The following is a 353-nucleotide window of genomic DNA, read 5'->3' on the forward strand; positions in this document are numbered from 1 at the left end:
GCGACGATGAAAGCCAGTACCGGGCGCTGCTCAGCAGCGGCAAATCCTTCAGCGAACGCTTTACCATTTCTCCGGGCGCGGACCTCACTGCGGAACAGATGGCGCAGGTGACCGCTGATATGGTGCTGATGGTGAACCAGACGGTCACCCTGCCGGACGGAACCACGCAGGTGGTCAGCGTGCCGAAGCTGTATGCCCGGGTGAAGCCCGGAGATCTGCAGGGCAACGGCACCCTGCTGGCGGGTAACACCGTGCGCATCAACACCGCCGACAAGGTGATTAACAGCGGCAGTATTAACGGGCGCGAGCTGACCGCTGTTTCGGCGGGCAGCCTGCTGAACACCGGCGATATC

1 protein-coding gene is annotated in these 353 nt (G+C 62.6%); it reads left to right on the forward strand.

Annotated features, from left to right (window positions below):
* On the forward strand, positions 1–353 hold a 353-nt coding region (locus IBT47_RS26840; RefSeq protein WP_200564297.1), incomplete at both ends, for a hypothetical protein.

Source organism: Erwinia sp. S43 (genome assembly GCF_016624745.1).
GTDB lineage: Bacteria > Pseudomonadota > Gammaproteobacteria > Enterobacterales > Enterobacteriaceae > Erwinia > Erwinia coffeiphila.